This is a genomic window from Bradyrhizobium denitrificans (assembly GCF_013179005.1).
Taxonomy (GTDB): domain Bacteria; phylum Pseudomonadota; class Alphaproteobacteria; order Rhizobiales; family Xanthobacteraceae; genus Bradyrhizobium; species Bradyrhizobium denitrificans.
Window position 1 is genome coordinate 21,852 of sequence record NZ_JABFDP010000016.1, and the last position, 23,654, is coordinate 45,505.

21 protein-coding genes are annotated in these 23,654 nt (G+C 67.1%); 11 read left to right on the plus strand and 10 right to left on the minus strand.

What is annotated here, in order from left to right:
* Both HL671_RS18545 and HL671_RS18550 read right to left on the minus strand, forming a co-directional pair.
* Complete coding sequence (locus HL671_RS18545; protein WP_172237369.1) at nucleotides 1–300, minus strand: hypothetical protein; 300 nt, start codon at nucleotides 298–300, stop codon at nucleotides 1–3.
* A gap of 67 nt (nucleotides 301–367) precedes the next feature.
* Nucleotides 368–838 (minus strand): hypothetical protein, encoded by a 471-nt coding sequence (locus HL671_RS18550; RefSeq protein ID WP_172237372.1) that lies wholly within the window; start codon nucleotides 836–838, stop codon nucleotides 368–370.
* Between the two features lie 171 nt (nucleotides 839–1,009).
* Between HL671_RS18550 and HL671_RS18555 the strand changes: the two genes are divergently transcribed.
* Together HL671_RS18555 and HL671_RS18560 are read left to right on the plus strand one after the other, a co-directional pair.
* Nucleotides 1,010–2,248: an MFS transporter gene (locus HL671_RS18555; RefSeq protein ID WP_172237375.1), complete on the plus strand. Its 1,239-nt coding sequence runs from the start codon at nucleotides 1,010–1,012 to the stop codon at nucleotides 2,246–2,248.
* Nucleotides 2,249–2,608: 360 nt separating this feature from the next.
* Nucleotides 2,609–3,862, plus strand: a complete 1,254-nt coding sequence (locus HL671_RS18560) for a TAXI family TRAP transporter solute-binding subunit (protein ID WP_246579754.1) — start codon at nucleotides 2,609–2,611, stop codon at nucleotides 3,860–3,862.
* A gap of 13 nt (nucleotides 3,863–3,875) precedes the next feature.
* Here the strand turns inward: HL671_RS18560 and HL671_RS18565 are convergent, their stop codons facing one another.
* Nucleotides 3,876–4,283, minus strand: coding sequence for a DUF4864 domain-containing protein (locus tag HL671_RS18565; protein ID WP_172237378.1), 408 nt, complete (start codon nucleotides 4,281–4,283; stop codon nucleotides 3,876–3,878).
* A 157-nt stretch (nucleotides 4,284–4,440) separates the two neighbouring features.
* On the opposite strand from HL671_RS18565, the gene kynU reads away from it, so the two are divergent.
* The 3 genes from kynU to HL671_RS18580 all read left to right on the plus strand — a co-directional run bounded on the left by kynU (nucleotide 4,441) and on the right by HL671_RS18580 (nucleotide 7,555).
* Nucleotides 4,441–5,634, plus strand: coding sequence for a kynureninase (kynU, locus tag HL671_RS18570; protein WP_172237381.1), 1,194 nt, complete (start codon nucleotides 4,441–4,443; stop codon nucleotides 5,632–5,634).
* The gene (kynA, locus tag HL671_RS18575) at nucleotides 5,631–6,470 is read left to right on the plus strand and encodes a tryptophan 2,3-dioxygenase (protein ID WP_012046361.1); all 840 of its coding nucleotides are present in this window, start codon (nucleotides 5,631–5,633) and stop codon (nucleotides 6,468–6,470) included. The genes kynU and kynA overlap by 4 nt, the downstream gene beginning before the upstream one ends.
* 260 nt (nucleotides 6,471–6,730) lie before the next feature.
* A complete protein-coding gene (locus tag HL671_RS18580; RefSeq protein ID WP_012046360.1) occupies nucleotides 6,731–7,555 on the plus strand; it encodes an alpha/beta hydrolase in 825 nt (274 codons plus the stop codon).
* A 343-nt stretch (nucleotides 7,556–7,898) separates the two neighbouring features.
* On the opposite strand, the gene HL671_RS18585 is transcribed toward HL671_RS18580, so the two are convergent.
* From HL671_RS18585 to HL671_RS18615, 7 genes are all read right to left on the minus strand, one after another.
* The gene (locus tag HL671_RS18585) at nucleotides 7,899–9,494 is read right to left on the minus strand and encodes a gamma-glutamyltransferase family protein (protein WP_172237384.1); all 1,596 of its coding nucleotides are present in this window, start codon (nucleotides 9,492–9,494) and stop codon (nucleotides 7,899–7,901) included.
* A 139-nt stretch (nucleotides 9,495–9,633) separates the two neighbouring features.
* Complete coding sequence (locus tag HL671_RS18590; protein WP_172237600.1) at nucleotides 9,634–10,017, minus strand: RidA family protein; 384 nt, start codon at nucleotides 10,015–10,017, stop codon at nucleotides 9,634–9,636.
* 151 nt (nucleotides 10,018–10,168) lie between these two features.
* Nucleotides 10,169–12,502, minus strand: a complete 2,334-nt coding sequence (locus HL671_RS18595; protein ID WP_172237387.1) for an acetamidase/formamidase family protein — start codon at nucleotides 12,500–12,502, stop codon at nucleotides 10,169–10,171.
* Between the two features lie 204 nt (nucleotides 12,503–12,706).
* Nucleotides 12,707–13,948 (minus strand): acetamidase/formamidase family protein, encoded by a 1,242-nt coding sequence (locus HL671_RS18600; RefSeq protein ID WP_012046356.1) that lies wholly within the window; start codon nucleotides 13,946–13,948, stop codon nucleotides 12,707–12,709.
* Nucleotides 13,949–14,212: 264 nt separating this feature from the next.
* A complete protein-coding gene (locus HL671_RS18605; protein ID WP_012046355.1) occupies nucleotides 14,213–15,823 on the minus strand; it encodes an amino acid ABC transporter permease/ATP-binding protein in 1,611 nt (536 codons plus the stop codon).
* Nucleotides 15,824–16,025: 202 nt separating this feature from the next.
* Entirely contained in the window at nucleotides 16,026–16,916 is an 891-nt protein-coding gene (locus HL671_RS18610) for an ABC transporter substrate-binding protein (protein WP_172237390.1), read from the minus strand.
* A gap of 199 nt (nucleotides 16,917–17,115) precedes the next feature.
* Nucleotides 17,116–17,934, minus strand: coding sequence for an IclR family transcriptional regulator (locus HL671_RS18615; RefSeq protein WP_172237393.1), 819 nt, complete (start codon nucleotides 17,932–17,934; stop codon nucleotides 17,116–17,118).
* A gap of 179 nt (nucleotides 17,935–18,113) precedes the next feature.
* Between HL671_RS18615 and HL671_RS18620 the strand changes: the two genes are divergently transcribed.
* From HL671_RS18620 to HL671_RS18645, 6 genes are read left to right on the plus strand one after another with little or no spacing between them, the layout of a single operon-like run.
* The gene (locus HL671_RS18620; protein ID WP_172237396.1) at nucleotides 18,114–19,169 is read left to right on the plus strand and encodes an ABC transporter ATP-binding protein; all 1,056 of its coding nucleotides are present in this window, start codon (nucleotides 18,114–18,116) and stop codon (nucleotides 19,167–19,169) included.
* Nucleotides 19,166–20,023 (plus strand): ABC transporter permease, encoded by an 858-nt coding sequence (locus HL671_RS18625; RefSeq protein ID WP_172237398.1) that lies wholly within the window; start codon nucleotides 19,166–19,168, stop codon nucleotides 20,021–20,023. Before HL671_RS18620 ends, HL671_RS18625 begins: the two co-directional genes overlap by 4 nt.
* Before the next feature lie 5 nt (nucleotides 20,024–20,028).
* A complete protein-coding gene (locus tag HL671_RS18630; RefSeq protein WP_012046350.1) occupies nucleotides 20,029–20,823 on the plus strand; it encodes an ABC transporter permease in 795 nt (264 codons plus the stop codon).
* 9 nt (nucleotides 20,824–20,832) lie between these two features.
* On the plus strand, nucleotides 20,833–21,126 hold the full coding sequence (locus tag HL671_RS18635; protein WP_172237400.1) for a (2Fe-2S)-binding protein: 294 nt from the start codon (nucleotides 20,833–20,835) through the stop codon (nucleotides 21,124–21,126).
* Nucleotides 21,119–22,513: an FAD/NAD(P)-dependent oxidoreductase gene (locus HL671_RS18640; RefSeq protein ID WP_172237402.1), complete on the plus strand. Its 1,395-nt coding sequence runs from the start codon at nucleotides 21,119–21,121 to the stop codon at nucleotides 22,511–22,513. The genes HL671_RS18635 and HL671_RS18640 overlap by 8 nt, the downstream gene beginning before the upstream one ends.
* A complete protein-coding gene (locus HL671_RS18645) occupies nucleotides 22,497–23,639 on the plus strand; it encodes an NAD(P)/FAD-dependent oxidoreductase (RefSeq protein WP_012046347.1) in 1,143 nt (380 codons plus the stop codon). Before HL671_RS18640 ends, HL671_RS18645 begins: the two co-directional genes overlap by 17 nt.
* Nucleotides 23,640–23,654: the final 15 nt, after the last annotated feature.

A 23,654-nucleotide genomic window follows, 5' to 3' on the forward strand; every position in this document is an offset into this window, starting at 1 on the left:
TCAGGGCTCCTGGCGGGCCGGTTCGGAGCGCGGTGCGCGCGCCCCGCCACGCTCTCCCCAGCCGGCGGGGGCGGTGGGGCGCAGCGGCGTGTAGGGCGCGACGACCGCGGAGGTGCGCACCGGCGCCTCATTGGCCGCGGGATCGGCCGGATCGGGGCCGGCGAACGCGACGGTGCGCGGCTGGCAGCCGGCGAGGCTCACAGCGGTGAGCAGCGCGCATGCCCCGGAGACAATGCGATACGGCAGGCCGCGCCGCGCCGGACGAACGGCAGCGGGCGGCGCCGGTGATTGCGACAACATGATCTGTCCTTTGGTCGGTCGATGATCAGCGACCGCGCGCAGTTGCGCGCGAGTCCGCGTCGTTCGTTCAGACCAGGACGATAGGGGGACGATCGAGCCGTGGCGGCGTGCGCCCGGGCAGACTGGTCTCGTGCGCAGCTTCGCTGGCCGCGGCGAGGGGAGCGCGCAAGGCGACCACCGGCAGCGCGGCGGCGAGGCCGACCGCGCACATCATGGCGCAGCAGGGGCCGGGCATCTTGCTGTGATCGTGGTGGGACGGTGCGGGCGGCGGATCCTGCTGCGGCTGTAGACTGGCATCCGCGATTGGGTGATCATGATGATGCGCATGCGCGGCATGCCGCGGCATCGCGCCATCGTCCAACGCGGGTTGGGCCGGATGATGAGAGACCGCGACGGCAACCATGCCGTCATCGAAGCACGGCGCCGCGCCGCGGGCAAATGCGAGCGCCACGCCCGGGCTGAGCACGCAGAACAGGTAGGCAAGGACGAGCAGCCGTCCCGCTGAAACCCGCAGCTTTCGTGTCAATCCCAGCGACATGCGCGCGCAAATCTCTCCGTGTCGGTCGGCACTCTAGCGCAACAGGCGCGCCGCCGCAAAGAGGGCTGCGGAAGCAGCATTGCGCCACGTCTGTTGCACTGCTTCTGCATGGCCAATGCTGCAGCAATGTGACTTGACCCGATACGGCGCGACGATGATGTTGCCGACATCGTGCACGGACCAGCCACAAGATTCGAGGAAGCGCCCCATTTCGTTCCGGATTCGCGCCAGGCCTGGGCGCGGCTGGTGCTGGCGCTCGTGATCGGATCGATCGGCGGTGCGGGGATGTGGACCGTCGTCGTCGTGCTGCCGACGGTGCAGGCGGAGTTCGCCGCCAGCCGCGGCGCCGTCTCGCTGGCCTATACGCTCACGATGTTCGGCTTCGGTCTCGGTGGCGTCATCGTCGGCCGCATCACCGACCGTTTTGGCATCGTCACCGCCATGGCCCTGAGCATTGCCTGCACGGCAGTGGCCTATCTGCTCGCTGGCGCCTCGGTGACCCTGTGGCAGTTCCAGGCAGTGTATTTCCTGGTCGGGCTGGGTTCATCCGTGACCTTCGCGCCGTTGATGGCCGAGGCCTCGCATTGGTTTGTGCGCTATCGCGGGCTCGCCGTCACCATCGTCGCCTCCGGCAATTATGTCGCCGGCACGATCTGGCCGCCGCTGGTGAATTGGGGCGTGCAGCAGATCGGCTGGCGCGCCAGCCATGTCGCGCTCGGGATTTTCAGTGCGGTGACCATGAGCGCGTTGCTGCTGCTGTTGCGCGCCCGCATGGGCGGCGCCGGCGCGCAGGATCATGCCCATGCCGCACCGCCGCAGCTCGCGCTGCCGATTTCCACCAATGCACTGACCGTGCTGCTCAGCGTCGCTGCGATCGCCTGCTGCGTCGCCATGGCGATGCCGCAGGTCCACATCGTCGCCTATTGCGGCGATCTCGGCTATGGCGTCGCGGCCGGCGCCCAGATGCTGTCGCTGATGATGGCGCTCGGCATCCTCAGCCGCATCGGCTCGGGCTTTCTCGCCGACCGTGTCGGCGGCATGCGCACATTGCTGATCGGCTCGCTCGCGCAGGGCTTTGCTCTGCTGTTCTATCTGTTCTTCGACGGCCTCACCTCGCTGTATCTGATCTCCGGGATGTTCGGCCTGTTCCAGGGCGGCATCGTGCCGAGCTATGCGATCATCGTGCGCGAGGCGATGCCGGCGCGCGAGGCCGCCACCCGCGTGGGCATCGTCATCTTCGCCTCGGTGTTCGGGATGTCGTTCGGCGGCTGGGTTTCCGGCGTGATCTTCGACGCCACCGGCTCCTATGCCGCGGCCTTCGCCAATGGGCTCGGCTGGAATGCGCTCAATCTGGCCATCGTGGTCACGCTGCTGATCCTGGCGCGGCGGCAACACTCGCTCGCGGCTTGAGCCCAGACCTGAACCGAAAGCGTTGCGCGACGGCAACAGTCGGATCCTGATCGGTGGGGCATATGCACGCCGTCATACAAAATCCCGGCGCGCGCCGCAAATCCATCGAATCCCAACCAGCAACTACCAACTCGATCGAGGCCGCTCGAGGCCATGAGCGCTCGGGGGGACTCGCATCGCGAGGGGGAATGTTGCGTGGTCCCATCCGGGGCCGCGGATGCCCATCGCTTGCCCGAAGCGCAAGGAGGCGTCGAGGTGAAGGCTGCGGACCGGTCGAGATCGCTGCGGCGGCATCGCGATGGCGAAGGACGATTCGCATCACCGATCGTGCCCCAAGGCGTTTGGAAGCTGCTGCCCGCAATGATCGTCAGCCTCCTGCTTGCCGGTGCGGCTTCGGCGCAGGCGCCTCCACCCCAACGCCCCGCGCCGACCCGCTCCATCATCGTGCCGGTGGCGCCTGCGCCGGCCAAGCCGAATGCTGCGCCTGTGATCCCCGCGCCGCCACGTCCGGCCGGATTGCCGGCCTCATTGTCGCCGGCGCCCGGCAGCGGACCGGATGTGTGGCGGCTACCGAACCCGAACGACGTCAACGATGGCACGGTGACGATCATCACGGCGCCGGCTGGCGGGGCGACCTCGGTGTTCGGCTCGGACATGGCGCGCGTGCTCGACGATCAGTCCAACATTCGTGTGCTGCCGGTGCTCGGCAAGGGGCCAGTCCGCAATGTCTCCGACATCCTGTTCCTCAAGAGCATCGACATGGGCGCGGTCGCCGCCGACGTGCCTGAGTTCTATCGCCTGCAATACGGCATCCCGGACATCACGTCGCAGCTGCGCTACGTCGCGCGGCTTTATTATAATGAGGTCCATGTCATCGCGCGGTCCTCGATCCGCTCGATCTTCGATCTCAACGGCAAGCGGGTCATTGCGCCGACCGATGTCGGGTTCTATTCGGCGCGCGTGATCTTCAACCGGCTCGGCATGACCGCATCGTTCGACTATTCGACCGACGATGCGAAATCGATCCAGAAGCTGGTCGACGGCGAAGCCGACGCCTACATCGTCTCGACCGGCAAAGTGTTCCAGCTCGCGCGCAACATCCGCAACGACAATCGCGCGCTGCATCTGGTGGCCATCCCCTACGACCGCCGTCTGCAGGATCTCTATCTGCCGACCACGCTGTCGTCGGAGGAATATCCCAACCTGCTCGGGTCTGGCGAGACGATCGAGACCGTGGCGATCGGCATGCTGCTTGTCAGCTACAATTGGCCGGAGAATACCGAGCGCTACCGCAAGGTCGCGCGCTTCGTCGATGCGTTCTTCGCGAACTACGACGAGTTCATGAAGCCGCCGCGGCATCCGAAATGGAAGGAGTCGAGCATCGTCGCCGCCGTTCCCGGCTGGAAGCGCTTCAAGGCGGCGGACGAGTGGCTGGTCGCCCGCAACATGGCGCCGCGGCCGCATGTCGCCGATGTCCAGCAGCGGCAATTCGAGGATTTCGTGCGCCAGAGCGGCGGCCAGGTGTCGAACGATCCGGCCGAGCGCAGCGCGCTGTTTCGGCAGTTCCTGCAATGGCGCCAGCAGCATGGCGGCCCGCCGGCGCCGACGCGCTGAATCCGCCGCGCGGTCAGACCGACTGGCCTGCCTTCAGCAGCGAGCAGCCGGTGATCTTGAGGCTGCCATCGGTCTGCGCTTGCAGCGTGTACAGCGCTTCCCAGGCCTCGCCATTGGCGTCGACGATGTGAACGCGCTGCATGATCGTGCCGTCCTGCGCCTGTGATGGACCGAATTCGAAGCTGCGGTGCCGGTAGACCGGTGCATAGCCTTCGCGCACCATAGCCATGAAGATCTCGATGCTGGGGAACAGCGCCTGGATCTCCGGCGCCGCCTGGGCATAGGCGGTCGCGCCGTCATCGCGCGCCAGCGCCTGCTCCTGGGCGCGGATCACCCCCTGCGCGGCGTCGATCTCATTGCCGGCAAAGGCGGGCGTCCGCAGCAGGCAGAGACCGAGGACGAGCCATGCTGAAACTCTCATCGCGCTTGCTCCAAAGCTGCAGTCATGACAGAGCCAGATCGCGCGGGCATGGGCGGTCCGTCACGATCTCGGTCGGGGCTGTGGCCGCCCGGGCCGTCCGATCTGGCCTCTTACGGCCCAAATCATGCATCCAGGATCGCGAACAGAGCAAGGCAGCATGACGGATTTTTCCTACACACGATCGCTTTTCAAGATACCTGACGGCATCATCTATCTCGACGGCAATTCGCTGGGAGCGCTGCCGTCCGCGGTGCCCGCGCGCGTCGCCGCCATGATCGAGGCGGAGTGGGGGCAGGAGCTGATCCGCGGCTGGAACAGCGCCGGCTGGATGGTGCAGCCGCGCCGCGTCGGTGATCGCATTGCCCGGCTGATTGGCGCTGTGCCCGGCACGGTCGTGATGGGCGATACGCTCTCGATCAAGGTGTATCAGGCGCTCGCCGCGGCGCTCTCGCTCAATCCGAGCCGGCGCGTGATCCTGTCCGACAGCGGCAATTTCCCGTCCGATCTCTACATGGCGCAGGGGCTGGTCCGCATGCTCGGCGACCGCGCGACCTTGAAGGTGGTCGATCCCGAGCAGGTCGAGGCCGCGATCGACGACAGCGTTGCCGTGCTGATGCTGACCGAGGTGGACTACCGCACCGGCCGGATGCACGACATGGCCGCGCTGACGCAGAAGGCGCATGCTGCTGGCGCGCTCACGGTGTGGGATCTCGCGCATTCCGCCGGCGCGGTGCCGGTGGATCTTGCTGGCGCGGATGCGGACTTCGCCGTCGGCTGCACCTACAAATATCTCAATGGCGGTCCCGGCGCGCCAGCCTTCATCTATGTCGCGCCGCGCCACGCCGACATCGCGCCGCCGGCGCTGTCGGGCTGGATGGGCCATGAGGCGCCGTTTGCCTTCGACCTGGATTATCGCCCGGGCGGCGGTATCGAGCGCATGCGCATCGGCACGCCGCCGATCATCGCGCTCGCCGCTCTCGATGCCGCGCTCGACGCCTGGGACGGCGTGTCGATGCAGGACGTGCGCACGGCCTCGATCTCGCTCTCCGAGCTGTTCATCGCCGAGGTCGAGGCGCGCTGTCCGTCGCTGACCTTGGCGTCGCCGCGCGATGCCTCGCGGCGCGGCAGCCAGGTGTCGTTCCGTCATCCCGACGGCTATGCGATCATGCGCGCGCTGGTCGCGCGCGGCGTCATCGGCGACTTCCGCGCGCCGGACGCGCTGCGCTTCGGCTTCACGCCGCTCTATATCGGCGAGGCCGAGGTGCGCGGCGCCGTCGACATCCTCGCGGAGGTCCTCGCCAACAGGCTGTGGGACAAGCCTGAGTATCGCCAGAAGGAGCTCGTGACGTGAGCAACGCCCCCTACGATCCCGCCACCGAAGGCGCGCGGATGAACTTCAAGGGACGCATGTCCTATGGCGATTATCTGATGCTCGATCGCCTGCTCGACGCGCAGGCGCCGCTGTCGTCGGCGCATGACGAGCTGCTGTTCATCATCCAGCACCAGACCTCCGAATTGTGGATGAAGCTCGCGATCCACGAGATCAAGGCGGCGATGGCGGCGATCGCCAAAGACGACGTGCAGCCGGCGTTCAAGATGCTGGCGCGGGTGTCGCGCATCTTCGAGCAGCTCAACGGCGCCTGGGACGTGCTGCGCACGATGACGCCCAGCGAATATACGCTGTTCCGCGACAAGCTCGGCGAGTCCTCCGGATTTCAATCGTTCCAGTATCGCTCGATCGAATTCCTGCTCGGCAACCGCAATCTGGCGATGCTGCGTCCGCACGCGCATCACCCCGAGTTGACCGCCGAGCTGGAAGCGATCCTCGCCAAACCCAGCCTGTATGATGAAGCGCTGAAGCTGCTGGCGCGGCGCGGCTTCTTCATCGGCGCCGACGGGCAGCGCACCGACTGGCGCGGAACGCGCAGCGAGAGCCCGGAAGTGGCGGCGGCCTGGACCAGCGTCTATCGCGATCCGCAGCGGCATTGGGAGCTGTACGAGTTGGCCGAGAAGCTGGTCGATTTCGAGGATTATTTCCGCCGCTGGCGCTTCAACCACGTCACCACGGTGGAGCGCATCATCGGCTTCAAGACCGGCACCGGCGGTACCAGCGGCGTGAACTATCTGCGCAAAATGCTGGAGATCGTGTTGTTCCCCGAACTCTGGAAGCTGCGCACCGGGCTGTGAGCAGGGCTCCCGCATATGATGTTCAAGCTTGAAGGCGGCTCTCTGCGCACGGTCATGGTCGGACTCCGTTCCGGCCATCCACGTCGTGCTGCATCCTGGAACGGACGTGGATGCCGGGCCTTCGCCGCGCCGAAGCGGCTTCGGTCGCGCAGGCGGGACGAAGCCCGGGCATGAGGATGCGGACCCGCGAAGACTCAGAATATCATCAGCGATAGACCTCGGGCTGCAAGGCCGCGCGCTCATTCGATCAGGAGATTTCGATGCTCTATACTATCAAGGACTGGGACAACGCCTACGCCAATGGCCCCAACATCGCCGGCGGCGAGCGCTGGCCCGGCCTATGGGTCGCGCCGGCTGACGCGTATCGCAAAGAGCTCGCGGGGCAGGGCCGGGCGAAGCTCGACATTGCCTATGGCGCGCATGACCGCCAGCGTCTCGACCTCTTCCTGCCTGCGGCTGCGCCGAAAGGGCTCGTCGTCTTCGTGCATGGCGGCTATTGGATGCGGCTCGACAAGAGCTTCTGGTCCCATTTGGCGCGCGGCGGCAACGCGCACGGCTTTGCTGTGGCGATGCCGTCCTACCGGCTCTGCCCCGAGGTCGGCCTCGCCGACATCTCGTCCGATGTGGCGCAGGCGATCGCGCGGGCCATGGACGAGGTTGCGGGTCCGGTGGCGCTGACCGGCCATTCCGCCGGCGGCCATCTCGTCAGCCGCATGATCTGCCGCGGCGCGCCGCTGCCGCCGGAGCGGCAGGCGCGCATCACCAGCGTCGTCTCGATCTCAGGTCTGCACGATCTGCGTCCGCTGCAACGGACGGCGATGAACGAGACCTTGCGCATCGACGACGCCACTGCGCTGCGCGAGAGTCCCGCGCTGCTGGCGCCGATCGAGGGCGCGCGGGTCACCGCCTGGGTCGGCGGCGCCGAGCGCAACGAATTCCGCCGCCAGGCCCAACTGCTCGCCAACATCTGGACCGGGCTCGGCGCATCCACGGCCTACGTCGAAGCACCGGACCGGCACCATTTCGACGTGATCGATGAGCTGGCGGAGCCGGAGAGCGGGCTGGTCGGGGCGCTGGTGGGGTAATCGCCAGGCTCTTTGCGCACTGCTCTCGCTGCTTACTCATCGCTTGCGTTCTACGGTGACGCCGCCGCGATCTCATCTCCTCCCCGCAAGGGCGGGGCGATCGCATATGGAAAACTGACATCGTCTCTGCGGCCATCCTTCGAGACACCCGACTCCGGCGGCCTCAGGATGAAAGCTTGTTTTGCGGCACGAAATTAGCCCCTCATGGTGAGGAGCGCCTCTGCGGCGCGTCTCGAACCATGAGGCCCCGAACTGCTGTGCAGCCATATGCAATCGCCTTGCCCGCAAAGGGGGGGAGCACAATGTCAGCGCGGTGATATCTCCAATCTGAGGGATCGTTGCCTCACCCCTCCGCCACCGCATCTCCCCAGGCATGGAAGATCTCCGTCGCGCCGCTGTTCGTGTCGCCGTTGCGCAGCACGATGCTGGGGCAGGCGAATTTCATCGGCATGGTCTGCACCGGGGACGGCACCGTCTCGAACTTTGCCGCGAGCGCGTTCATGACCTCGGCCGGCAGCCGCGTATCGGCACCCACCACGTCGCCCTCGCTGGCGTCGATCCGCGGCTGGTGGATCGCGGCGTCCAGGTCCATGCCGTAATCCATGACGAAGGACAGCATCTGCGCGACCGCGGGCAGGATGCGACGGCCGCCGGAGGCGCCGAGCGCGAGGCGCTTTCCATCCGCCGCCTGTGCCACGACCGGCGTGTAGTTGGTGAGGCAGCGCTTGCCCGGCGCCAGCGAGTTGGTCGTGCCGGGCGTCGGATCGAACCACATGATGCCGTTGTTCATCATGATGCCGCTCTGCGGCGCCTGGAATTTCGAGCCGAAGCCCGACAGCAAGGTTTGGGTGACCGCCGCCATGTTGCCGTCGCGATCGACCACCGAATAATGCGTGGTGCAGGCCGGGGCGAGATATTCCGCGCCGAGCGCGCGCTTGCCGGGCGCATCGCCCATGTCGTTGAGGCGCTCGCGATAGGCCGATTGCAGCGCTTGCGCATAGGCGATGAAGGCGCTGGCGTCAGGCGCCTGGCCTGACGCGGCGATGCTGGCCTGCATCAGCCGCAGCGCGTGCGCCAGCGTGGGTCCAGCGGTCAGTTCCGGCGTCGCGAACACGGTGCCGCCGCGATAGGGGATGCGCAGCGGCTCGCGGATATGCGCCGCGAAGGCGGCGAGATCCTCGACCGACAACGCCCCGCCGGCCGCCTGGATGTCGCGCGTCAGGGAGCGGGCGATGTCGCCCTGATAGAAATCGCGCGCACCGGCGCTGGCAAGATGCGCAAGCGTCGCCTTCAGCTGCTCCTGCGGCAAGCGCGTGACCGCCTTGGCACCCCATTGCGGGTTCGGCGGCAGGCCGTCCTTGAGATAGGCCGCGGCGCTGGCGGGATAGCGGCGCAGATCGGCGGCGCAGCTCGAGATCATCACGGTGGTCCACCAATCCACCAGCAGGCCTTCAGCAGCGAGCCTGACGCTCGGCGTGACGAGGTCCTGCCAGGGTAGCCTGGCGTAGCGGCTGTGCACCGCCTCCATGCCGGCGACGACGCCGGGCACGGCGACCGCGCCGGGGCCGTGCAGGTTGCGGTCGTCCTTGACGCGGGGCCACGGGAACAGATCGGCGGCGACACTGCCGTCATTGGCCAGCGGATAGTCTTCCACGCGCAGACTGTCGGGCGCGCGCATGCCGTAGTCGATCACCTCGACGCGGTTTTCCTTGGCGCGGTACAGCACCATCGCGCCGCCGCCGCCGAGACCGCTCATCCACGGCTCCAGCACGCCGAGCGCAAAGCCGGTCGCGACGACCGCATCGATGCAGTCGCCGCCGGCGGCCAGCACCTCGGCGCCGATCTCCGCCGCCCGCCGCGACTGCGCCGCGACGATGCCGCCTTTGCTGGTCACCGCCGGCTTGCGGATCTCTTGACGATTGGAAAACTGGTTCGGCATGGCACTCCCCCTCGATCCGCCGCATTCGTCGGCGAATTGACACCGGTTGGTGCCGGCACACAATCGGCAGCAGCGGAAGGCTCCCCAGCCCGGATCGAATGACGGCTTGCCGCGTTGAGGAGATGTTTACCAATGGGTATTATGGTCTGCGGCAGACCAGATCGATCTCGATCAGCGCGTCATAGGCAAGGCCGGTGACGCCGACGCAGGTGCGGGCCGGCAGCCGGTCCGGCGGGAAGAATGAACGGTAGGTTTCATTCATTGCCGCGTAATCGCGCTTGAACTCGGTCAGGTAAATCCGAGCCATCACAATATGTTCGAAGCGGAGGTTAAGACCTTGGAGGATGTCCTTCAAGTTCTGCATCACCGCCTTCGTCTGTTGGACGATCCCCTCCGGCAGTACGCCCGGCGCCTCCGGTGAGTCCGGCATCTGGCCGGTGACGAACACGAAGCCGTCGGTCTCGACCGCGTGACTGAACGGCGCCACCGGCTTCGTCGCGCCTGTGATCATGTGGAATTGCATGGGGGTGTCCTCTTCGTAGGGGGCTCGCTGGAAAAACAACAACGGCCGTCGTTGCGAGGAGCGAAGCGACGAAGCAATCCAGAGTCGCGCGTGACGCCTGGGATTGCTTCGCTTCGTTCGCAATGACGGAGATCTGAGAAGCAGCTGCGGTTCAATCCGCATCCTCGAACAGCCGCTTGCTCAGGATCGCGTGCACGCCCCAATTGCCGTCGACCACCTGCGTCACGCCGAAGTCGACGGCCGCCGACATCAGCGCGATCGCCTCGTCCTCGCTGAGGCCTTTGATGTGCATCAGGAAGCGGCGCATCTTGCGGAACGCATCCTTCATCGCGAGGTCGAGCGAGGATGTCGCGTAGACCTCGCTCTGGCCCTGCGCGCCGAACTCGGCGAGATAGTTCGGATGACTGAAGCCGGTCAGCACCCAATCGGTCGCGGTCTCGATCAGCGGATAAGTGAGGTCGGCGAAGGGCTGTCCGGCGAGCTGGGTCTTCTTGTGGAGGATCACCTGGAAGGTGCCGGTCATCGAGCATTCGATCGCGGTGCCGGACAATTCGCCGTCGCCCTGCGTGGCGTGAGGATCGCCGACGGAGAGCAGCGCGCCGGGAACGGCGACCGGCAGATACACGGTCGCTCCTTTGCCGATGCGCCAATTGTCGAGATTGCCGCCGAAATAGGATGGCGGAACCGAGTCGACGAAATCGGCTTCGCGCGGTGCCACGGCGATGACGCCGAAATGTGGCCGCAGCGGAATGCGGATGTTGTCGAGCACGCCATGGCGGCGCTTGATGCTGTCAGCGGCCACCGGCACGCCGGGATAATCATAGGTCGCGTGCACGATCCCGGCCGGATCGGTTTGCGGCTCCCAGCGATAGGAATACAACGCGCGGGCGTGCGGCTCGGGATCGCCGGCGAAGATCTCGTAGATCGTCACGGCCTCGCGCGGCTGCGGCGACGCAATCAGCTCATTGTAATGATAGCCCCACCACGCCGCGACGCTGGAGCCGAACACGCGTCCCGCGTGGTTCGGGTTGCGGCTCGGCCGCGGCACGATGTCGAGGATGCGGACCTCGAGCACGTCGCCGGGCTGCGCGTCCTTGATCGCCACCGGACCGGTGCAGATGTGTACGCCAAATCCTTCGCCGGCGCCGCGGCCGAACACGCTGGCGTCCATCGGTCCCGCTCCGCGGCGGTCGACGTTCTTCTTCGTTCTGGTCCAGCCGAACACGCTGAGCGCGCCCTCGTCACCTGCGATCATCAGCTCCGGATCATCGGAGGCGTGCTGGGTCAGCGTCTCGATCGTGATCGTGTCACCGGAGGCGATCTCCAGCTGCGGCGGCAGCGAGCGGCTGAAATAGCCCCAATGCACGCGCTCGGCGGACACTGCGAGATGATGATGCCGCTGCTGCGCGTCCTGGTCGTTGGCGGGCGCGGGCAGGGCGATGTCGCTTCGCGCCGGAGCCGCGGTCGGCGAGGCGCGCTGCTGGGCCAGTGCATCCTGCGGCCAGCCGCGCTGGCCGCGCGGCACCGCCGAGGTCACCGCCTGCTCAGCCTTCTGCTGGCGGAACTCGCGCGGCGACAGGCCGAAGCGGGCGCGGAAGCTGCGGCTGAAATGCGCTGAATCGGCAAAGCCCCAGCGATAGGCGATCTCCGAGATGGAATGATGGGCTTCGGCCGGATTGGACAGATCGGTCCAGGCGCGCTGCAGCCGCCGCTCGCGGACATAGTGACTGAAATTGTCGCCGGCGCTCTCGAACAGCTTCTGCAGATAGCGCTCGGAGATGCCTTCGGCCTGCGCGACGCTTGCCGGCGTGAGAGTGGCGTCATCGAGCCTTCGCTCGATGCTCTGGCAGATCCGGTGCAAGGTCGCGGCCTGGGTCGCGCTGCTGCCGGCCTCCGAGACCGGCACGGCCTGGCGATGCGCCAGCGTCAGCAGCAGATCGACGAGACTTTGCGCGACCGTGCTCCATTCGGCGTCGCTGAGCGTTTCCAGCGTTCGCGCTGTCGCCTCGATGGTGCGGCAGACCACGTCGGCGAGCCCAATTGGCGCGATCACCTGCGGCTTGGCGAATTTCAGCTTGCCGCTGATGCGGCCGTGCAGCGCGTCCGATGTTACCGACAGCACGATCGCGCGCAGGTCGCGCTGAAACGCGATGCTCCAGTCGCGTGTCCGCGGCAGCAGCAGCAGATGTCCCGACGGCACGATGCGGTGGCTGTCGCCGCTGCGGAGCACGGCGCCATCCTCGATCGCGAGCAGCGCGATCGGCAAGTCCTCATGCGCCTGCGGAACCGCGGCTACGCTCTGCGAGCCTGCCGAAAGCCGCGATAGCGCCAGGCCTGGCGCAGTCCGATGCGAGGCGGTGGCATGGCCGTCGTAGAAGGCCGTCTTCGTTGCCGGCTGCAGCCCGACGGCGCTCAACACATCGCGCCACGCATCCGGGCGCTCGCCCTCGGCATAGGATTCGCTGGTGAACGGACGGAAACTCATGGCACGCCCCGGGTCCGGGAATTCGAAGCAACCCCCGTGCCAGATGAGCTTCATGGTGTGTGATGTCCGCAGAAGGGAGTCGGTCTTCAGCGCTGTGCTCTTGAGTTGGTCAATGCTGTGCCCCGCGAGCGGTCTGTTCCCCTGCCCCACAAGGGGGGAGGGAGCGTACCTTTCGTGGAGCGAGGGCTCGTTCACCAACGTCAATCAATCACACCGGAACACGGTCTTCCGGATCGTGCCGTGCACGCCCCAATTGGCGTCCACCACCTGGGTGACGCCGAAATCGGCGCCGACCGACATCAGCGAGATCGCCTCGTCCTCGCTGAGATGATGCACCGTCATCAGGAAGCGGCGGAGCTTGCGGAAGGCGTCGCGCATGGCGCGATCGAGGCTGGAATGGTTGGCGATCTCGGTCTGCGCGTTGGCGCCGAGCTCGGCGAGATAGTTCGGATAGGTGAAGCCATAGACCGACCACGCGTCGCTGGTTTCCAGCAGCGGATGGGTGAGGCCTTCCAGCTGGGTGCCGCCAAGATCGCCCTTCTTGTGCAGGATGAACTCGAAGTCGCCGGTGAGCGAGGTCTCGATCGCGGTGCCGCCGAGCTCGCTGTCGCCTTGTGCGGCATGGGGATCGCCGACCGAGAAATAGGCGCCGGGCACGGCGACCGGATAATACATCCGCGCGCCCTTGCCGATGCGCCAATCGTCGATATTGCCGCCGGTGTAGCTCGGCGGGATCGAGGAGACGTAGTCCGCCTCGGAGGGCGCGAGGCCCATGGTGCCGAAATGCAGCCGCGCCGGCACCTTGATGCCCGGCAGGATGTTCTCGCGCTTCCTGATCGTGGTGTGATCGACCGGCACGCCGGGATAGTCGATGGTCGGATGGACGATCCCGTCGGGATCGGTCTGCGGCGTCCAGACGTAGTTGTAGACCGCCTTGGCGAACGGCTCGCCCGAACTGTCCAGCTCGAAGATGGTGACGACCTCGCGCGGCTTCGGCTCCTCGATCAGGTCGTGATAATGGAAGCCCCAATTCGCCGCGACATTGGAGCCGAAGCACTTGCCGGCATGGCAGCCGCATTGGCTCGGCCGCGGCCTGATATCGAGGATGCGGACCTCCAGCACGTCGCCGGGCTCGGCGCCTTCGATCGCCACCGGGCCCGTCAGCAGATGCACGCCGATGCCTTCGCCGGCGCCGCGGATGAACGGGCCTTCGGTCGGGCCGGAGCCGCGCCGCGCCACCGCCTTGTGTTCTTTCGTCCATTTGAAGACGCTTTCGGCGCCGGGATCGTCCTTGATCATGCGCTCATAATCGTCGTTGGCGTGATGCGTCAGCGTCTCGATCGTGGCGCGATCGCCGGAGCGCAAGGTGAGCGCCGGCGACACCACCTTGGAGAAATAGCCCCAGTGGACGGTCTTGTTGGACACCGGCAGCAGATGGTGCTTCATGCGAGGGCCTCTTTGCTCAGAGATCGAAAAACGTCGGGAGGTTGGCTCGCGCCCGGGGTCCTGTGGGGCGCGAGACCGTGGGCCTCATGGTTCTCAAGGCGATGCCGACGGCATCGTCCGGAGACGGCGCTGCGGGCCTCCTCACCATGAAGGGTGGGAGTGACGGCGCCGCAGCCACGGACCTCATCCTGAGGAGCCCGCCGCAGGCGGGCGTCTCGAAGGTTGGCCAAGAGGACGCTGTCGCGGCACACAAGGACGCGGCGCTCATGCCACCGCGTCCTTCGGCCGCTCGGCCTCCATCACCGACAGGAAGCGCGCGGTCAGCGGATGGCGCGGATTCGTCAGCACCTCGTGGGCCGGGCCCTGCTCGAGGATAACGCCGCCATTGAGGAAGGCGACGCGGTCGGCGACCTCGTCGGCGAAGCGGATCTGGTGGGTCGAGATGATCATGGTGAGGCCGTCGTCGATCGCGAGGCGGCGGATTACCTCCAGAACCTCATTGACCAGCTCGGGATCGAGCGCCGAGGTCGGCTCATCCAGCAGCAGCACGCTCGGGTTCGGCGCCAGCGCGCGGGCGATCGCGACGCGCTGCTGCTGGCCGCCGGAGAGATGCCGCGGCAGCGCATCGGCACGGTGCGAGAGCCCGACGCGCTCCAGCAGCTCGAGAGCACGGCGCTCGGCCTCGAACCGGCCCATGCCGTGCACCCAGCGCAGGGGACCAGCCACGTTCTCCTTCGCGGTGAGATGGCCGAACAGGTTGAACTGCTGGAACACCATGCCGACGCCGACATTGGCGCGCTCATTGGCGATCGCGCGCGGCGACAGCTTGCGCCCTTGTTCGTCGAAGCCGAGCTTGCGGCCGCCGACGCGGATCTCGCCGGCATCCCAGTTCTCGAGGTGGTTGATGCAGCGGAGCAGGGTGCTCTTGCCGGAGCCGGAGGGCCCGAGCAGCGCGACCACCTCGCCGATGCGCACGGTGATGTCGAGGCCGTCGAGCACCTTGTTGCCGTCATAGGCCTTGCGCAGGTGTTTCACCTCGACCGCGACGTTGTTGCGCGCGACAGTCGCCGCGCGCCGGGCCCGGTCTTCGATCGACAAAGCGAGCGGCGGGGTCTCTTTGAGCTCGGGTGCCTCTGGCGGCGCTGCCTTGTTGGCCTGCTCCGGCTTTGGCGTGAGGTCGACGCGGCGCCAGGGGAGATAATCAGCGAGGCCGCGCGGCTTCGTCGTCCGGTCGAGGTCGAGCAGCCATTCCAGCGCCAGCTGAATCACGCTGATCGCGCCGGTCAGCACGAGGTAGATGAGGCCGGAAGCAAAGAAGATCGAGAAGAAATCGAAAGTCGAGGAGGCGAGCTGCGTCGAGCGCAGGGTCAGCTCCTGCACGGCGATCACCGAGGCCAGCGAGGAGTTCTTCAACGCGCTCACGGCCTCGTTGCCGAAGGCGGGGATCATGGTGCGGATCGCCTGCGGCGCGATGATCCGGCGCATCAGAACGCCGGGCGTCATGCCGAGCGCCTGACCCGCCAGCAGCTGGCCGCGATCGACGCCGAGCACGCCGGAGCGCAGCATCTCGGCAATGAACGGCGCTTCGTTGCAGGCCAGCGCGAGGCCGGCGGCCAGCACCGCCGGCAGCTTGATGCCGATATGCGGCAGCGCGTCGTAGGCGAACACCATCTGCAGGATCAGCGGCGTGCCGCGGAAGATCACGGTGTAGCCGCGCGCGATCGCGGCCAATAGCCAGAACCGGCTGAGCTGCATGCCGGCGAGAATGATCCCAAGAAGCAATCCGCCGATCAGCCCGAGCGCGGTGACCTGCAGCGTGAGCTCGATGCCCATGAGCAGGTACGGCATGCTGAGATAGTGCAGAAAGAGGGACATCGGTGATGAGTGCCTGAAAAGTGCCGCAGGGTGAGCAACGGCGCGGAGCGCCGTGCCGACCGCGATTCGTGCGATCCCTCCTCGTTGGGGAGGGGGATGTCAGCAAAGACTCCGCCGTGTAGACCCCCATCCCCCATCCTCTCGGCAAGGGGGAGGGGAGCGCGCGGTCTTTTGCGGCAGTAGCTTCGCTTGAAGGGCGCGCTTAGTCTGCCGTCAGGATGTCCGGCTCCTTGAAGTTCGCCGGATCAAGCTCCCACTTCTTCAACAGCTCCTGATGGATGCCGGCCTTCTGCACCTCGATCAGCGCGGCCATCACGGCGTCGCGGAACTTCGGCTTGTCTTTCGGCACGGCGATGCCGACCGAATAGGGGATGGTCACCGCGATCGCCTTCTCCAGCTTGTCCGGATAGGCCTTGACTGCTTGATCGACCGTGTTGACGTCGTTGACATAGGTGTCGGCACGGCCGGCGAGAATGGCCTGGATGCAGTTGGCGTTGTTGTCATAGAGCTGGAGCGTCGGCTCGGGCTTGCCGGCGGCCTTGCATTGCGGGCCGAGGTCCTGGATCAGCGGGACCTCGACATAGCCGGTGTTCTCGGCGGCGGCGGCGCCGCACATCGACAGATTGATGCCGTTGATGCCCTTCGGGTTGCCCTTGGCGACCAGCACGCCGTCGAACACCTTGGAGTAGGTGATGAAGTCGGCGGCCTTGGCGCGCTCCTTGGTGGCGTAGATGTCGGAGATGACGATGTCGGCCTGGCCGCTTGCCAATGTGGTCAGGAGCGCGGCGAAGGTCACGGGTTTGTAGGTCAGCTTGAAGCCGAGGCAGTCGCCGATGGCCTCGCCGAGATCGATGTCGAAGCCGACATATTTGCTCGGGTCCTTCGGATCGATCGACTCATAGCCCGGCGTGTGCGGGTTGATGGCGTTGACGAGCGTCTTGCCCTTCCAGTCCGGATATTTCTCCTTGAGCGCCGCGCAGCCTGCGGGCGCCGCGGCCTGGGCGCCGACGGGAGCGAGAAGCCCCGCCGCGATGATCGCGCCGAGCGCGACAAGCCACGCGCGCCTCGCTTTGGTGAATAGCCTCGTCTGCATGTTGCCAGCTCCTTCGAACGATGATGTCGCGCTGGTCCGGCGGTGCATGGGTGCCGTCGCCCCGGTCCAAGCTCAAAAGCGAGCTTAGGTGCGCGCGAGCGCGGCTGACTTGTCCGTGGGCGCACAAAAATTTGGATCATGGCGGCGCAAGAAATGAGCAGCCGCGTGCCTATAAACTGATCTGCGACAGAGCGTTCTCTCAGTTTCCGATCGTGCTGAGGCTGCGCGAGGGATAGCGCAGCGCGACGTCGAACGGGTTCAGCTTGCCGGCCAGCGCCTGCGCCTCGCCTTGCAGGATCTTCACGACATGCGGCAGGCGGTCGGCATTCAGCCGCTCCGCCAGCGTGCCGACGCTGAGCGCTGCGACGGCGCGTGCTTGCGTGTCGAGCACGGGGACGCCGACGCCGGCCATGCCCGGAATCAGTCCCGTGCTGGTGTTGACCCATCCTTGTGCGCGCGCCTGCGCCAAAGCGCTGCGCAGCGACGCCTCGTCGAGGAAGCCGCGATCGAGCAGGCGCGGGATGTTGAAGCGGATCACAGCTTCCTGCTCGTCCTCCGGCAGGTTGGCGAGAATGGCGAGGCTGCCCTGGCCGAGCCCGAGCGGCACCTTGCCGCCGATATCGCCCGTGAAGGAGCGGATCGGAAACGGCCCCTCGACGCGATCGAGGCACACCGCATCGAAACCGTTGCGCACCAGCAGGAAGATCGTGTCGCTGAGCGTCGCAGAGAGGCGCAGCAGCGCCGGACGCGCGGCCTCGCGCAGGCCGCTGGCCTGGCCGGCGCGCGCGGCGAGCACGTAGAAATCGAGCGCGAGTCGATAGCGTTTGCCGGCGGCCTGCTCCGCGAAACCTTCGGCCGCCAGGTCTTGCAGCATGCGATGCGCGGTCGGCTGGCTGCAGCCCGCGGCCTCGGCAATGTCCTTCAGCCGCAGCCCCGCCGGGTCGCCGGCCGCGAGAACCCGCAGCAGTCTGAGCGCGCGGCGGAGGCTGGAGGAGGACTGCAGGTCAGAGTTGTTCATTTTGTTGAGTGAATGATATTGGGAATAGGAGCGTCTAATAATCCATATACCGGAATCTTTCTGAATTAAATTCAGGATATTGAAATCGGTCGTTGACCCGTCGTCCCGACCGCCCGATGAAAGAGCCCCAGGGTGGCAATCCCTGGTGATGGCCCAGGGCGCCTCCCGCGCGAGGACGCATGGGTTTCCTGACGCTGGAAGGTCTGACCAGGCTCTATGGTGATGTCGCTGCGGTCAGCGACGTCAGCCTCAGCGTCGCCAAGGGCGAGTTCGTCTCGCTGCTCGGCCCGTCCGGCTGCGGCAAGACCACGACGCTTCAGATGATCGCCGGCCTGGTCGAGCCGACGTCGGGGCGCATCACGCTCGACGGGCGTGACATCACCCATGAGAAGCCGGATCGCCGCGGCCTCGGCATTGTGTTCCAGAGCTATGCGCTGTTTCCGCACATGACGGTGGCGCAGAACGTCTCGTTCGGGCTGGAGATGCGCCAGGTGGCCAGGGCCGAGCGCGAGGCGCGCGTCAGACAGGCGCTGGCGCTGGTGCAGCTCGCCGCGCTCGCCGACCGCTATCCGCGCCAGTTGTCCGGCGGCCAGCGTCAGCGCGTCGCGGTGGCGCGTGCGCTGGTCATCGATCCGCCGGTGCTGCTGCTCGACGAGCCGCTGTCCAATCTCGATGCCAAGCTGCGCGAGGAGATGCAGTTCGAGCTACGCGGCATCCAGCAGCGCGTCGGCACCACCACGATCATGGTGACGCACGACCAGGGCGAGGCGCTGTCGATGAGCGACCGCGTGGTCGTGATGGAGCAGGGCCGCATCGTGCAGGTCGATGCGCCTTATCGGCTCTATGAGAGCCCGGCCACGTCCTTCATCTCCGCCTTCGTCGGCAAGATGAACCGGCTATCCGGCGTCTGGCGTCCGGGCGGGGTTGAGATCGGCGGCCGCCTGCTGCCCTGCAACGGCGCTGGTCTGAGCGAGGGCGCCGCTGCCGTGCTGGCCATCCGGCCGGAGAAGATCGGCTTGAAGGCGCCGGGCGCAGGCGTGCTCGACGGCCGCGTCAAAGGCCGCTTTTTTCTCGGCAGTGCCTGGTTCTTCACCGTGGAGACGCCGGCCGGCCTGATCGGCGTGTCCCTGCCCAATGCCGGCGAGGAGCCGGCGCGCGAGGGCGATGCCGTCGGACTCGACTGGAGCAGCACCAGCGCCAAGGCCGCGAAGCCGGAGGGAGCGCAGGGGGCATGAGCGGCGCGCGCGTCAGCACGACACCCTGGCTGTTGGCCGCGCCTGGTGCGTTACTGTTCGCGGCGCTCGTGCTCGTGCCGCTCGCGCTCACAGTCGTGCTCTCGTTCCATGCCTATGACGTCGCGCGTGGTGTGCAGGACGAGTTCACGCTGGCGCACTATGCCGCGATCCTCTCCGACAGCTATTTTCTGAGTATCTTCTGGCGCACGCTGCGGCTCGCCGCGCTCACGACCTTGATCTGCGCCGTCATCGGCGCGCCTGAGGCCTACGTCCTGTCGCGGATGCGCGAGCCCTGGCGCTCGATCTTCCTGCTCGCGATCATCGGCCCGTTGCTGGTCTCGGTGGTGGTACGCACGTTCGGCTGGAGCATGCTGCTCGGCCCGACGGGACTCGTGAACGATACATTCCGCGGGCTCGGCATCGGCACCGTGAAGATCCTCTACACCGAGACCGCGATCGTGATCGCGCTGGTGCATGTGATGCTCCCGTTCATGGTCATCCCGGTCTGGACCTCGCTGCAGAAGTTGGATCCGATGGTCGAGGCTGCGGCCTGGACGCTCGGCGCCTCGCGCTTCACGGCGCTGCGCCGCGTGGTGCTGCCGCAGGTGACGATGGGCCTGTTGTCAGGCAGCCTCGTTGTCTTCGGCCTGTCGGCCTCGGCCTTCGCGATCCCCGCGCTGCTCGGCGGCCGCCGGCTGAAGATGGCGGCCACGCTGGTCTATGACGAATACATGCATGAGCTGAACTGGCCGCTGGGGGCTGCGATCGCGATGCTGGTCCTGGTCATCAATCTCGTCATCATGCTGGCCTATCAGCGCGTCGTCGAGGCGCGCGCGAAGCGAACCTTGGGGTGAGTGGCATGCACCGCAACGGTCCGATCGCTCTGCTGTTTCATGCGCTCGTCGTCGGCTTCGTGCTGGCGCCGCTCATCGTCATCTGCCTGGTCGCGTTCACGCCCGCCAACACCTTGACCCTGCCGACGACGCAGGTCTCGCTGCGCTGGTTCACGGCCGTGTTCGCGCATCCGGATTTCGTCGCCTCGTTCCTCAACAGCCTCTGGGTCGCGGCGATCGCCGCGTCGGTCGCGGTCGTGCTCGCGGTCGCCGCCGGGCTTGCCCTCGATCGCTACGATTTCCGCGGCCGCGCGGCGCTGAATGCGCTGTTCCTGTCGCCCTTGATGATCCCGCATCTCGTGCTCGGCGTCGCGCTGCTGCGGCTGTTCGCGCTCATCGGCGGCACCGGCAGCCTGCTCTGGCTGACTGCGGGCCACATCATCGTGGTCACGCCCTATGTGCTCCGCTTGGTGCTGGCGGCGCTGTCGGGGCTGGATCGCAGTGCGGAGCAGGCCGCGGTGACCTTGGGCGCCTCCAGCTGGATCGTGTTTCGCCGTATCACCGTGCCGATGATCCTGCCCGGCATCACCGGCGGCTGGCTGCTCGCCTTCATCAACTCCTTCGACGAGCTCACGATGTCGATCTTCATCACCTCGCCCGCGACGGTCACGCTGCCGGTGCGCATGTACATGTATGCGACCGAGTCGATCGATCCGATGATGGCCGCGGTGTCGGCGCTGATGATCGCGGTGACCGCCGCGGCGATGCTGCTGCTCGATCGCATCTTCGGCCTCGACAAGATTCTCGTCGGGCCGGGCTGAGGAATGACCATGCCGTTGCTGCACCGTCTCGTCCGCACCGACAGCGCCGTGATCCGCTTCACGATCGACGGCACCCCTTGCCAGGGCCGCGCCGGCGACACGGTGCTGACCGCGGTGCTGTGTCATGCCGAACGGCTGCGTCGCAGCGAGTTCACTGGTTCGCCACGTGCCGGCTTCTGCCAGATGGGGGCGTGCCAGGACTGCTGGGTGCAGCTCGACAGCGGGGAGCGGCTGCGCGCCTGCACGACGCCGCTCGCCGAGGGCATGCACATCATCACGCAGCGGAGAGGCAGCCATGCGTGAGCGTCCACCGCCGCTGATCGTCGGCGCCGGCCCGGCCGGCATCCGCGCTGCCATCACGCTGGTCGCGGCCGGCCTGCGGCCGGTCGTGGTGGATGAGGGCCATGCCTGCGGTGGCCAGATCTATCGCCAGCCACTGGCTGCCGATAAGCGTGATGACCGCGCGCGCTACGGCTCGGAGGCCGCCAAGGCGTCGCGGCTGCATCGCGCCTTCGCGGCGCTCGGCAGTGATATCGACTACCGGCCGAATACGCTGCTGTGGAATCTGCGCGATGGCGCTGCCGACATCCTGCGCGACGGCACCAGCCGGCGCTTCGCCTATGACGGCCTGATCCTCGCAACCGGCGCGACCGACCGTGTGCTGCCGATCCCCGGCTGGACCTTGCCCGGCGTGTTCACGCTCGGCGGCGCGCAAATCGCGCTGAAGGCGCAGGGCTGTGCGATCGGCCGGCGCGTGGTGTTCGCGGGCGCCGGCCCGCTGCTCTATCTCGTCGCCTGGCAGTACATGAAAGCCGGCGTGGACGTCGCGGCCGTGCTCGATGCAGCGCCGCTGCCGGCCAAGCTCAATCTGCTGCGCGCGCTGCCGCTCGCGCCCGGGATTGTGCTCCGCGGACTGCGCATGGCCGCGGAGCTTGCGTTCGGTGGAACGCGTGTGCAGTTCGGCGTCTCCGGGCTTCGTATTGAGGGCGAGGGCAGGGTGGCCCGCATCGTCTATCACGCGGGCGGACGCGAACGCGCAATGGCCTGCGATGGCGTTGGCTACGGGCTCAATCTGCGCTCGGAGACACAGGCCGCCGATCTCGCCGGCTGCGCCTTCCGCTTCGATCCCCGCGACCGCGCGCATCTGCCTGAGCGAGATGCCGCCGGTCGCAGCAGCGTTGCCGGCGTCTATCTCGCCGGCGACGGTGCCCGCATCGCCGGTGCGGATGCCGCGGAAGCCGCCGGCGAGCGTGCGGCGCTGGCGCTGCTGGAGGACCGTGGTCTGCCGCACGATCCGGCGCGCGCCGCCGATCTCGAACACGTGCTGGCGCGCATCGACCGTTTACGCGACCTGCTCGAGGCGGCATTTCCCTTTCCGTCGCATGGGGCGGGCGACATCGCCGACGACACGCTGCTCTGCCGCTGTGAGGAGATCCGCGCCGGCGACGCCCGGCGCGCGATCGCGCGATTCTCGCTGACCGAAATGAATCGTCTCAAGGCGGTCACGCGCATCGGCATGGGCCGCTGCCAGGGCCGCATGTGCGGCGCTGCTGCAGCGGAACTGCTGGCTGCGCAGACCCGCCGCGACATCGGCGCGGTCGGGCGGCTGCGTGCGCAGGCGCCGATCAAGCCGATACCGCTGGCCGCGGGCCTGTCCATCGATGAGAGGCAGCATGACCCGGCGCATTGACTGCGATGTCGCGATCATCGGCGGCGGCCTGGTCGGCAGTTCCGCCGCATTGGCGCTGCGCGGCATGGGCCTGTCCGTCACGCTGCTCGACAAGGGCTTTTGCGGCGCGCAGGCGAGCGGCGTGAACTATGGCGGCGTGCGCCGGCAGGGCCGTCCGTCCGAGCAACTGCCGCTGTCGCAGCGGGCGCATGCGATCTGGCCGCGACTGCAGCAGCTGATCGGCATCGACGGCGAGTTCCTGCGCTCGGGCCATCTCAAGCTCGCGCGCAGCGCCGACGACATGGCGAGCCTGGAGCGTTACGCCGCCGAGGTCGCGCCGTTCGGGCTCGATCTCGAACTGGTCGGACACAATCAGCTGCGCGAGCGCTTCGGCGTGATGGGCGATCTCGTCGGCGGGTCGTTCTGTCCCGGTGACGGCCACGCCAATCCGCGGCTGGTCGCTGCGGCCTTCGCTGCGGCGGCGCGCCGCGCCGGCGCCGAGGTGCTGGAAAACACGGAAGTCGCCGGCGTGAGCAGGACGTTCGAGGGCTTTGCGCTCGAGGCCGGCGATGTCGCCGTCACCGCCCGCAGCGTCATCAACAGCGCCGGCGCCTGGGCCGACAGATTTGCGCGCGCGTTCAACGAGCCGGTGCCGCTGGAGCGGACTTATCCCTCGATGATCGTGACCGAGCCGCTCGATCCGTTCCTGTCCGTCAATATCGGCATCGAGGGCGGCGGCATCTATGCGCGGCAAGTTGCGCGCGGCAATGTCGTGGTCGGGGGCGAGCGCGCCACGCCGCTCGACAATCCCGACTACTCGCGCCCGCACAGTGATGGCGCTCTTACCATCATGCAGCGGGCCAGCGAATTGTTCGGGCCGTTGCGCCATGCGCAGGCGATCCGGTTCTGGAGCGGCACCGAGGCGACGATGCCCGACCGCAATCCCGTGCTCGGCCCGAGCGCGACGACGCCGGGTCTCATTCATGCCTTCGGCTTCTCCGGCGCCGGCTTCCAGATCGCGCCGGGTGTCGGCGAGGTGCTGGCCGAGCTGGTGCGCGATGGCCAGACCGCGACGCCGATCGACGCCTTCGCGATCACCCGTTTCTCACCCGCATCGCAGCCGGGCGGTGCTCTCAAGCAGCAATGACGACAGGATCGAAGG

What these genes read in the sequence shown, in the direction of transcription:
- HL671_RS18645 (WP_012046347.1), top strand. Translation starts at nt 22,497, where the DNA reads ATGACCCGGCGCATTGACTGCGATGTCGCGATCATCGGCGGCGGCCTG.
- HL671_RS18565 (WP_172237378.1), bottom strand. Translation starts at nt 4,283, where the DNA reads ATGAGAGTTTCAGCATGGCTCGTCCTCGGTCTCTGCCTGCTGCGGACG.
- HL671_RS18605 (WP_012046355.1), bottom strand. Translation starts at nt 15,823, where the DNA reads ATGTCCCTCTTTCTGCACTATCTCAGCATGCCGTACCTGCTCATGGGC.
- HL671_RS18585 (WP_172237384.1), bottom strand. Translation starts at nt 9,494, where the DNA reads ATGCCGAACCAGTTTTCCAATCGTCAAGAGATCCGCAAGCCGGCGGTG.
- HL671_RS18610 (WP_172237390.1), bottom strand. Translation starts at nt 16,916, where the DNA reads ATGCAGACGAGGCTATTCACCAAAGCGAGGCGCGCGTGGCTTGTCGCG.
- HL671_RS18630 (WP_012046350.1), top strand. Translation starts at nt 20,029, where the DNA reads ATGCACCGCAACGGTCCGATCGCTCTGCTGTTTCATGCGCTCGTCGTC.
- HL671_RS18640 (WP_172237402.1), top strand. Translation starts at nt 21,119, where the DNA reads ATGCGTGAGCGTCCACCGCCGCTGATCGTCGGCGCCGGCCCGGCCGGC.
- HL671_RS18550 (WP_172237372.1), bottom strand. Translation starts at nt 838, where the DNA reads ATGTCGCTGGGATTGACACGAAAGCTGCGGGTTTCAGCGGGACGGCTG.
- HL671_RS18580 (WP_012046360.1), top strand. Translation starts at nt 6,731, where the DNA reads ATGCTCTATACTATCAAGGACTGGGACAACGCCTACGCCAATGGCCCC.
- HL671_RS18625 (WP_172237398.1), top strand. Translation starts at nt 19,166, where the DNA reads ATGAGCGGCGCGCGCGTCAGCACGACACCCTGGCTGTTGGCCGCGCCT.
- HL671_RS18560 (WP_246579754.1), top strand. Translation starts at nt 2,609, where the DNA reads ATGATCGTCAGCCTCCTGCTTGCCGGTGCGGCTTCGGCGCAGGCGCCT.
- HL671_RS18595 (WP_172237387.1), bottom strand. Translation starts at nt 12,502, where the DNA reads ATGAGTTTCCGTCCGTTCACCAGCGAATCCTATGCCGAGGGCGAGCGC.
- HL671_RS18615 (WP_172237393.1), bottom strand. Translation starts at nt 17,934, where the DNA reads ATGAACAACTCTGACCTGCAGTCCTCCTCCAGCCTCCGCCGCGCGCTC.
- kynU (WP_172237381.1), top strand. Translation starts at nt 4,441, where the DNA reads ATGACGGATTTTTCCTACACACGATCGCTTTTCAAGATACCTGACGGC.
- HL671_RS18635 (WP_172237400.1), top strand. Translation starts at nt 20,833, where the DNA reads ATGCCGTTGCTGCACCGTCTCGTCCGCACCGACAGCGCCGTGATCCGC.
- HL671_RS18590 (WP_172237600.1), bottom strand. Translation starts at nt 10,017, where the DNA reads ATGCAATTCCACATGATCACAGGCGCGACGAAGCCGGTGGCGCCGTTC.
- HL671_RS18600 (WP_012046356.1), bottom strand. Translation starts at nt 13,948, where the DNA reads ATGAAGCACCATCTGCTGCCGGTGTCCAACAAGACCGTCCACTGGGGC.
- HL671_RS18620 (WP_172237396.1), top strand. Translation starts at nt 18,114, where the DNA reads ATGGGTTTCCTGACGCTGGAAGGTCTGACCAGGCTCTATGGTGATGTC.
- HL671_RS18545 (WP_172237369.1), bottom strand. Translation starts at nt 300, where the DNA reads ATGTTGTCGCAATCACCGGCGCCGCCCGCTGCCGTTCGTCCGGCGCGG.